This is a genomic window from Frankia sp. CoWAU3, from assembly GCF_977971855.1.
In genome coordinates this window covers 19,136-28,120 of sequence record NZ_CDWWXB010000021.1, presented here as the reverse complement: position 1 = coordinate 28,120, position 8,985 = coordinate 19,136, and the positions used below count along the sequence as shown (strand labels likewise).

Sequence of the window (8,985 nt, the reverse complement as noted above, 5' to 3'; positions counted from 1 at the left end):
CGGCGCCGGGGCGCAGCCGGCGGTCACCCGACTCCGCCCCGGCGTCCGGCTGTGCGGCGGCGCGCGGCACATGATGCGCGGCCACCGGTCACGACCGGTGGCTACGGTTACGTATCCTCGGACGGACATGGGGTGAAACACCTGAGTAACAATGTTGACCATGTTGACAGGTAGCCGTCGGATAGGCAAAATATGGTCATGTTCTCCTCGGTGGATCGGATGACCCCCCTGGTCGTCCGTGGCCACATTGACTTCCTGCGAGTGGCCTCGTCCGGTTGTCCGGCCCGGCCGCTTCACGTGCTTTACTAGCCTCCTCGGCTTTCCCTCGCTCTCGGTGTTCTCTCTGGCGTTCTCCTGATTCACGGTCGCTCGATGGGGCTGTCTGTAGATCGTCATCGCCTGCGTGGACGCCAGCTGCCTCGGTATCGATGTCCGGTCAGTACCGGGTACATCTCTGGACGGTTTTCGATCGGAGCATGTTGTGTCGTCCCTGGCTTCGTCATCATACTTTCGTCCGCGCCCCCGTGGATATGTGGGGGGCCGGGAACCCGTTACTGGCCCAGTGGTGATCCCACCCACTCGAGAAGAGCCAGTGTGGTCCTTCTCCCCGGTCGTGGAGAATCCGCCGAACATTTCGAGGGCCTAGCTTTCCGGCTCGCGCTCGACGGCTATCAGGTGACGTTTCTCGACCACGGGAGAGACACCGTCCTCGCCCTTGGTGAGGCGTGTCCCCCCGATGGTCCGTTCGTCCTGCTGGGTTCGGACAGCGGGGCCCTGCGGGCGTTGGTCGGCGCCGGTTCGCCAGCGGTCCGGCCGGATGCCCTCGTGTTGCTCGACCTGCCGCTGGTGTACCGGAAGATCGCGGGCGAGGATCCGGGACAACCGATCCCACGGTCGCTTCCCGACCTGCCGATCCTGTTGCTCCATGCCGAGCGCGACGAGGTCAGCCCGCTTGCGCTGGCGCGCATGATGACGCGGACCGCGCGCCGGGCCCGGCTGGCGTCGCTGCCCGGGGGGCATGGCGTGCTCGCCGGCCCCGGCCGGCGTGCGGTCGGCGCGCACATCCTGCTGTTCCTCGAGAACCTCCGTGTCCCGCGGCTGACCCCACGGCAACGGCAGCGGGACCGTTCGGTCGACTGATCTCGCCCGGTGCCGGGCGCGCCCGCGTGCCGGTCCGATGGGGGTGTGCCTTCGCGGGAGGCCCAACCGCTCAGCAGGTGTTTCCTCGGCGGGTGCCGGCGTGAATCACGCGAATCCGCGGGTCAGTCGTCTGTCCCGTACCGCATCGTCCGTTTTCCAACGGCGCCGGCTTCGAGCCGCAGGCTCGAAGCCGGCGCCGTTCGCGTTTGCGTACCCGTCCGCACGCCACCCGACCCCCGGGCCAGGCTTCCGCTTGCCGGGCTTGCCGGGCTTGCCGGGCTTGCCGGGGGTTGCCGGGTTGGGCTGCCGGACGGCCGGGCGGTCCCGGTGACTACCGGACCTCGTGGCCACCGGTCCCCGTCTCGACGGACCGGTCATATCGCCAAGATCCGGTCGTGACGGGTGATCTGCGTCGCTACCGGTAGCTGCTATTGATGTCCGAGAGTTGCGGCATCGCAGTGTTATGCACGCATCGTGACCAACATGCGCCCAGATTCGGCACAACTCGTACTTGTCACTACGGTCTGTAGTTCGCTACGGTTGCGGGGTATCAACAGCTCCGGGCCGACGCCGAGTTCTGTCCACGGTCCGCAGCTCCCTCCGAGAGATCTTGGGCAGAAGCGGGGGAACCACGTTCCTCCGGGTGGCTCGTTGCGTGCCGCCCTTGGGGTTAAGCCGTTACGCGCACGCCGCGGAAACGGCCGGGCTTCCCGGCCCGAACCCGACAGCTAACCTCGCAGGCGTACGGGAAGGACTCGACGTTGCCTGTGTTTCAGGAACGCTCGGCTCCGGTCTTCTGGACCGTGACGCCGTTCGGCGCGACCCGCGGTGCGTCCCCGCCATACGGGGCGCCGTTCTCGCCCTGACGTCTTCGCGAGAACGTGCCATCCGGTCGGTGCCCGTACCGGCCGATCGCGCTGACGCGCCATACCACCAGCTCGGCTGAAAGCCACCCGGCCTCGTCGTCTGTGGTCGGCTGACCCCTGCCGCCCACCGGGCCCGTCAGGCCTGGAACGGAATGACCACGGCCGCCTGCCGTGCTGTTCAGCCCATCGAGCCCGGAATCCCCAGGGCGCGTCGATCGGTCGTCCCCGGTCGTCCCAGGACGTCCTCTCGGCGTACCGGGAGACCGGCACTGGGTGTTGCCCTTCTCCAGCGCGGTCGTCTCCGCTCGCCCTCCTTCGAGCGGCATCCCTCCCCTCGATCACCCGTCTGTGTTCGACGACACCGAAATGAGATGTCAAAGAAATGGCCAAGGGAAAGCATCGGAAACGTTCCACCCAGACCCGGGGCGCCGTTGTCGCCGCCGTCGGTGTGATCGGCGCCGGCGCCGGCATTTTCGCCACCGCGAGCCCGGCCCGGGCCGCCACCACGGTCCCCGATGTGACGATCGCCAGCGCGGCCGCGAACGCGGGACTGCCCGACTGCCGCGGCGTTCCGCTGGCCACCTGGGTCGCGGTGGCTCTTGCGGAGTCCGGCGGCAACCCCTACGCCCACGCCACCTACGGCGAGGACTCGCGCGGCCTGTGGCAGATCAACATGCGGGCCCACGCCGGCTGGGTGGGTAACCGCAACCTCTACGACCCGGCCGTCAACGCCGGGGCGGCGAAGAAGGTCTGTGAAGGCCAGGGCATCACCGCCTGGAGCGCCTACACCAACGGCCTGCATTACCGCTACCTGGCCCGGGGACAGGCGGCGGCGGCCGCCGTCTCGCGCGGCGTGCGGTTCACGAACATCTCCTACTCCTCGCTGGCTGCCCCGGCGCGTGCGGCCGTGGTGGCACCCGCGGCCCGCTACCCGTCGCTGGCCGTCGGCCTCGGGTTCCGTCTCGACGTCCACCAGATCCAGAAGAGGCTCGCCAGCCTTGGCTACCCGATCAGCGTGGATGGGAAGTTCGGGTATCAGACCAACCACATGGTCAAGGACTTCCAGCTGAAGCATGGTCTGGTGGTTGACGGGATCGTCGGACCGCAGACGCGGGCGAAGCTCGGGATCTGACTCTGATCGAGGCCCGCCGACCGGGCTCCGCTGCCGTCGGCCGGTATTCCCGACCCACCCAAGGGCGCTGCTCGATATCCGCACGCACCGGATGACTACCCGGGGTGAGGTGGGGGTATTCAGCCACCGGGCCAGCACCGGGCCGGGAGACGGCACCGGCCCGCACGGGACCAGCCGGCCCGCACGGGAAAACCGAAACGGGGGCCCGATCGATGAGAGCCACGATGCTCGACGACTACCTACCTGAGGCGAGTCCGAACGCATCCTCCGTGACCGGGGCCGGTCTCCTGTTCGCGGTCCTGGGGCCGCTGGAGGTGCGGCGATCCTCGGGCGAGCAGGTCCGCATCGACCAGCGCAAGAAGCGCATACTGCTGCTGGCCCTGCTGCTGCACGCCGGCCAGTGGGTGAGTGTGGACGGGATGCGGCTCGCGCTCTGGCAGGACGCCCCGCCGCGCTCCGCCGGGGGCAACATCAAGACTTATCTCTCGGAGCTGCGGCACACCCTCCGGCCGCCCCTGGACACGTCCGGAGCCGGGGGGAACGGCCCCGGACGCATCGAGAGCCGGCCGGGGGAGTACCGCCTGGTCGTCGCGTCCGGTGAGATCGACGCTAAGCGGTTCGAATCGGCCGCCGAGCAGGGCCGCGCCGCCGTGCGCGCCGGCTCGCCGGAACGCGCTGCCGGGTTTTTCGAAGGCGCCCTCGCGCTGTGGCGGGGGGACGCGTTCGACGAGCTCCCGGCGGAGATCGCGGGCGCGGAGGTCCTCCGGCTGGAGGAGGCTCGCTGGGCGGTGTGCGAGGACCTGATCGACGCCCGCCTGGCCCTCGGCGAGTACGACCGGGTGCTGCCGACCCTGCGGGCGCTCACGGTCGAACATCCGACCCGGGAACGTCTCTGGGCCCAGCTGATCCTTGCGTTGGAACACACCGGCCGGCGGGCCGAGGCACTGGCCGAGTACCAGACGGTCTACCGGCGGCTGGTGACCGAACTCGGGATCGAGCCCGGTGTCGAACTGCGGCGTGCCCATCAGCATGTACTGAATCCGGACTCGTGGGTCACCTGATGCCACGGCCGTGCCTGCCGAGCCGTGCGCCGGAAGTCAGCTGAACCGCCAGTGAACCCGGCGGGGGAATTTCAACCATACGGGCTGGACCAGCCGGCCGGCGCCCGGGCCACGCGCGCGGCGCCGCCGTGTATCGCCACCGGGGTGCACCTCACCGGGGTGCACGCCACCGAGCGAGGGCGCGCGGAAACCGCTGAGGAGAAGACGATGAAGGCTATCTACCTCCCCCCGCGACTGGAAGATGCCGGCAGCTTCGCCGCAGTGACGAACGGCCGCTGGGGCTGGGGGCGTGACTATTCCTGGCGGCGTTTTGCGTGACGGCGGCCGGGGTGGAGGTGGTCCCGATTCCGTCCTGCTGGTTTCTGGTGCTGGCCGACCGTGATCCCGTCGTGCGTCCGCCGGGGGCTCGTCGCATGCTGCGCTATGCCTCCGGGCGGCCGTGGATCGTCGGCGACTGGCCGGACGATGCCATGGTCAGTGCCGTCGCCGGGCGCTCGCGGCTGGCCCTGATCGGGTGTGCCGCGACCAACGCGCGACAGCTCCTGCGGCTGCTTCTCTCGGCCCGTGACGTGCACGCTCTCGACCTCGCGCGCGTCGTGGCCGGCGACTACCACGTGATCGCCGAGATCGACAGCCACCGTCGCATCCAGGGCAGCCCGACGGGAACCCGGCGGGTCTTCACCGCCCGGTTGGGCAGCCACCTGGTCGCCGCCAACCGCGCCGACGTGCTCGCCCGGCTCACGGGCGCCCCGCTGAACCGGACGGCGCTGGCTTTGTCGCTGCTCGACCCGTCACCGCCCCATCCGCTCGATGACCTGGTGCTCTGGGAGTCGATCGACGCGCTGCCCCCGGATCACTACCTTCTCGTCGGCCCTGACGAGAAGGCCACCGTCCTGCGGTGGTGGCGTCGACCGGCACCGGTGCGGTCCCGCACGGAGGGGGCGCCGACCCTGCGGGCGGCTCTCGCCGAGGCCGTGGCGGCGCGGGTCGCCGGCGGCGGGACGGTGAGCTGTGATCTGTCGGGCGGACTGAACTCCACCTCGGTGTGCTGCCTGGCCGCGCGCGGCCCCGCCGACGTGGTCGCGCTCACCGGGATTGCCCGCGATCCCGGTGACGACGACGCCGCGCGGGCCACGTGGGCCGCGGCCACGTTCCCTGGCGTCACGCGCGAGATCCTGCCCGCCGCCGGGCTTCCCCTCGTTTACGACGGCATCGCCGACGCCGACGAACCGCTCGACCGGCCGTTCGTCGGCATCGGCGACCGGGCGAAGCTGCGCGCGGGTCTTGACCGGGTCGCGCTGTACGGGCCGCGGGTGCACCTCACCGGGTTCGGTGGTGACGAGGTCGCCTACGGCTGTCCCGCCTACCTCCCCCGGTTGTTGCGCCGCCGGCCCCGGCGGGCGCTGCACGACCTGCGCGGACACCGAGCGCAGGAGGGCTGGCCGTGGATGGCGTGCCTGCGAATGATGCGGCCGCGCGGCTACCGGGACTGCCTCGCCGACATGACCGATGCGCTCGACCAGGCCCGCCGCGCCACGGTCGGCCACGCGCGCCGTCCGGCCGGTTCCGCCGGTTCCGCCGGTTCCGGCCGATCCCACCCGGGCGTCCTGGCCTCGCTCGACTGGGCCTTTCCGCCTGTGGTCCCGGGTTGGCTCACGCCGACGGCCCTCGACCTGCTGACCGGAGCGTTCGCGGAGGCCGCCCGGCGCGCCCGGCCGCTGGCCGAGACCCGGGACGGCCACGCCGATCTCTTCGCCATCCGCGCCGGCGCGGCGGTGTTCCGGTTGTTCGACCAGCTCGCCGATCCGGTCGGCCCGCCGCTCGCCGCACCCTTCCTCGACGAGCGGGTGGTCCGGGCGGCGCTGGCGGTGCGGCCCGAAGAGCGCACCGGTCCGTGGGAGTACAAACCGTTACTGCAGGAGGCCATGCGCCGGCTGGTGCCGCAGGAATGCCTGCGCCGCGAGACCAAGGCGGATACCGCCGCCGAGGAGGATCAGGGCCTGCGCGCCAGTCAGGACGTCCTGGTGAAGCTGTGCGATGACAGCCCGTTGGCCGATCTCGGCCTGATCGAGCCGGACGCGCTGCGCCAGGCGTGCCGATCTTCGTCCGTACCTGGTCATCGCCACCAGGCGCTGCGACCGACGTTCGCGGCGGACGCGTGGCTGCGGGTGCTCGCGAGCCGGCGGGGCCCTGACTGAGCTACCGGAGGAGTGAGTGATCATGGTGACGTTGCGGCCTGACGTGGTGCGGGCGCCGACCCAGTACGGAGCGGTTCTCCTCCATATCGACAACGGCCGATACTGGACCCTCAACCCCTCGGGTGATCTGGTGCTGCGGATCCTGCTCGACGGCGGCGACACGGCAGCCGCCGTCCGCGGGCTGTGTGAGACCAGCGAGGTTGACCCGGAGACGGCGCGCCGCGACGTGGAGGGTCTGCTTGCCCAACTCGCGGACGTGGGCCTCATCGAGGCCGAGCCCGAGTCCCGATGGTCACCCGAGACCGAGGCGGTCTGCGATCCCCGGACGCAGGCCCGGTGACCGCGCCGATGGTGGTCGAGCGGCCGGAGGCGAAACCGTCCCTCGCTCGTCGGCTCGGCGCGCTGGTCGCCGTGGGGATCGCGCGGGTGCTCGCGACCCAGTCGCCGGCCCGTATCTGCCGGGTGCTCACGGGGGTGGGCGCGGGCGCCCGCCCGGCCGGCTATGACACCGCGCTCGCCGCCCGGCAGGCGGTGACAGCCGTGAGCCTCACCTGCCGCGGCGCGCGGGGCTGTGTTCCCCGCTCGATAGCGACCGCCCTGCTGTGCCGGTTGACCGGAACGTTCCCGACGTGGCGTGTGGGGGTGCGCACCATCGCGCCGTTCGCCGCGCACGCGTGGGTCGAGGCGGACGGAGTGATCGTCGGGGAGTCGATGCCGGCCGGCTACCTGCGGCCGCTGCTCAGCGTCGGTCCGGGAACGGGAACCGGGCCGCGTCGCGCGGGCGGGCTCCGTGGGAGTGGCGGGCTTCGGGGAAGGGGCGTGCCTCGTGACGAGGGCGTACGTCGTTGAGGGGGAGGGCCGGGGAGCTGCCCGGGGGCCTGCGTCGCGGGGCGTCACGGAACTCTGGGCGCTGCTGCGCGGCCGTCGCGGGGCGGTGGCGATCGCCACGGCGCTGACCGTGGTTGGCACCGCCGTCGGGGTGCTCCAACCGCTGCTCGTGATGCGGGTGATCGACGCCGCGCAGGCGGGGGGTATTCCCGGCTGGCTCATCGGGGCGCTGCTGGGCCTGTTCGCCGGCCAGGCGGTGATCGACACCGCCGGGCACTACCTGCTCGAGCGCGTCGGCCAGGGCGTCCTGCTCGGCCTGCGCACCAGCCTGATCGGCCACCTGCTGCGGCTGCGCATGCGGGTGTTCGACACGCGGCGGATCGGGGATCTGATCTCCCGTGCGAACACCGACACGACCGTGGTGCGGGAGGCGGTGGCGTACAGCTTCACCGCCCTGGTCACCAGCGTGATCGGCGTCGTCGGCGCCGTCGCCCTGATGATCTGGTTGAACCCCTGGCTGTTCCTGCTCGTGCTCGGGGTGGTGGCGGTGGCCGGGGTCGTGGTACTCGGCGCGCTGTCCCGGATCAGGACGGTGTCCGAACGTGGGCAGGCCAGCGTCGGCGGCATGACCGCCGACCTGGAGCGCGCCCTCGCCGCGATCCGTACCGTGCGGGCGAACCGCGCCGAGGGGCGGGAGGCCGCGCGCATCGGCGACCACGCCGCGGCCGCCTACCAGGCCGGCCTCCGGATGGCGAAGCTGGACTCGATCATCGCCCCCGCGATGCAGCTCGCGGTGCAGGGAAGTGTGCTGGTCGTTCTCCTGGTCGGCGGGGTCCTGGTGGCGCGCGGTTCGGCCTCGCTCGGCAGCCTGGTCGCCTTCCTGCTGTATGCCACCTACCTGGTGATGCCGTTGTCGCAGCTCATCGAGGCGGCGGCGACCATCCAGCGGGGGATGGGGGCGCTGTCGCGGGTCAACGCGGTGTTCGCGCTGCCCCGGGAGGGCGACGACGAGTCCGTGCGCGGTCCGCTGCGCACCGTCGCGGTCGTGGCCCCCGGCGGGACGCGCCCGCCGGCACCATTGTCGCCCTTGTCCTCGTCGCGAGTGTCGTCCTCGTTCTCGTCACGAGGGGAGACGCCGAACCCGCGGGCGCCGTCGATCGAGTTCCGTGACGTCTGGTTCGGCTACGCGCAGACGCCGGTGCTGCGCGGGGTGTCGTTCACGGTGCCGTCTCGCGGGCACGTCGCGCTGGTCGGGCCGTCCGGTGCCGGCAAGTCCACCATCCTGGAGCTTGTCGAGCGCTTCTACGAGCCGGACGCCGGAATGATCCTCTTCGCCGGCCACGACGTCCGCGCGATGCCCCGCGCGACCGCCCGGGGGTGGGTCGGGCTGGTCGAGCAGAACACCCCGGTGCTGCACGGCAGCCTGCGGGACAACATCACCTATGCGGCGCCGGAGGCGACCGAGGAGCAGATCGCCGCGGTCCTGGCCACGGCGGGGCTGCGGGACTTCACCGACCGGCTGCCCGAGCGGCTCCGGACCCCGGTCGGTGATCATGGTGTCCTGCTCTCCGGCGGGGAACGGCAGCGGGTCGCGATCGCCCGCGCGCTGCTGGCTCAGCCCGCGGTGCTGCTCCTGGACGAGCCCACGGCCCAGCTGGACAGCGTCAACGAGCAGGCGCTCACCCGCGCGATGAGCCGGATCGCCGCCGAGCGGGCACTGCTGGTCATCGCCCACCGGATCTCCACGGTGCGGGCCGCGG

The 8,985-nt window shown here is 71.5% G+C and carries 8 protein-coding genes and 1 riboswitch; all 8 genes read left to right on the top strand.

The window, feature by feature from the left end; all coding sequences use genetic code 11:
- Positions 1–594: 594 nt before the first annotated feature.
- The gene (locus tag AC08ON_RS04065; RefSeq protein ID WP_476607658.1) at positions 595–1,140 is read left to right on the top strand and encodes an alpha/beta hydrolase; all 546 of its coding nucleotides are present in this window, start codon (positions 595–597) and stop codon (positions 1,138–1,140) included.
- Positions 1,141–1,728: 588 nt separating this feature from the next.
- Positions 1,729–1,897: riboswitch (cyclic di-AMP (ydaO/yuaA leader) on the top strand.
- 491 nt (positions 1,898–2,388) lie between these two features.
- Complete coding sequence (locus AC08ON_RS04060) at positions 2,389–3,138, top strand: peptidoglycan-binding protein (protein ID WP_476616484.1); 750 nt, start codon at positions 2,389–2,391, stop codon at positions 3,136–3,138.
- A 224-nt stretch (positions 3,139–3,362) separates the two neighbouring features.
- Positions 3,363–4,199, top strand: coding sequence for an AfsR/SARP family transcriptional regulator (locus AC08ON_RS04055; protein ID WP_476616483.1), 837 nt, complete (start codon positions 3,363–3,365; stop codon positions 4,197–4,199).
- Positions 4,200–4,406: 207 nt separating this feature from the next.
- The gene (locus tag AC08ON_RS04050) at positions 4,407–4,517 is read left to right on the top strand and encodes a lasso RiPP family leader peptide-containing protein (RefSeq protein ID WP_023840805.1); all 111 of its coding nucleotides are present in this window, start codon (positions 4,407–4,409) and stop codon (positions 4,515–4,517) included.
- An 11-nt stretch (positions 4,518–4,528) separates the two neighbouring features.
- Entirely contained in the window at positions 4,529–6,397 is a 1,869-nt protein-coding gene (locus AC08ON_RS04045; RefSeq protein ID WP_476616482.1) for an asparagine synthase-related protein, read from the top strand.
- A 22-nt stretch (positions 6,398–6,419) separates the two neighbouring features.
- On the top strand, positions 6,420–6,737 hold the full coding sequence (locus AC08ON_RS04040) for a lasso peptide biosynthesis PqqD family chaperone (RefSeq protein ID WP_011437370.1): 318 nt from the start codon (positions 6,420–6,422) through the stop codon (positions 6,735–6,737).
- Positions 6,734–7,246, top strand: a complete 513-nt coding sequence (locus AC08ON_RS04035; protein ID WP_476607654.1) for a lasso peptide biosynthesis B2 protein — start codon at positions 6,734–6,736, stop codon at positions 7,244–7,246. The genes AC08ON_RS04040 and AC08ON_RS04035 overlap by 4 nt, the downstream gene beginning before the upstream one ends.
- Positions 7,224–8,985 (top strand): ABC transporter ATP-binding protein (locus AC08ON_RS04030; RefSeq protein ID WP_476616481.1); only part of this gene is annotated, 1,762 nt, incomplete at its 3' end. The genes AC08ON_RS04035 and AC08ON_RS04030, both read left to right, overlap by 23 nt.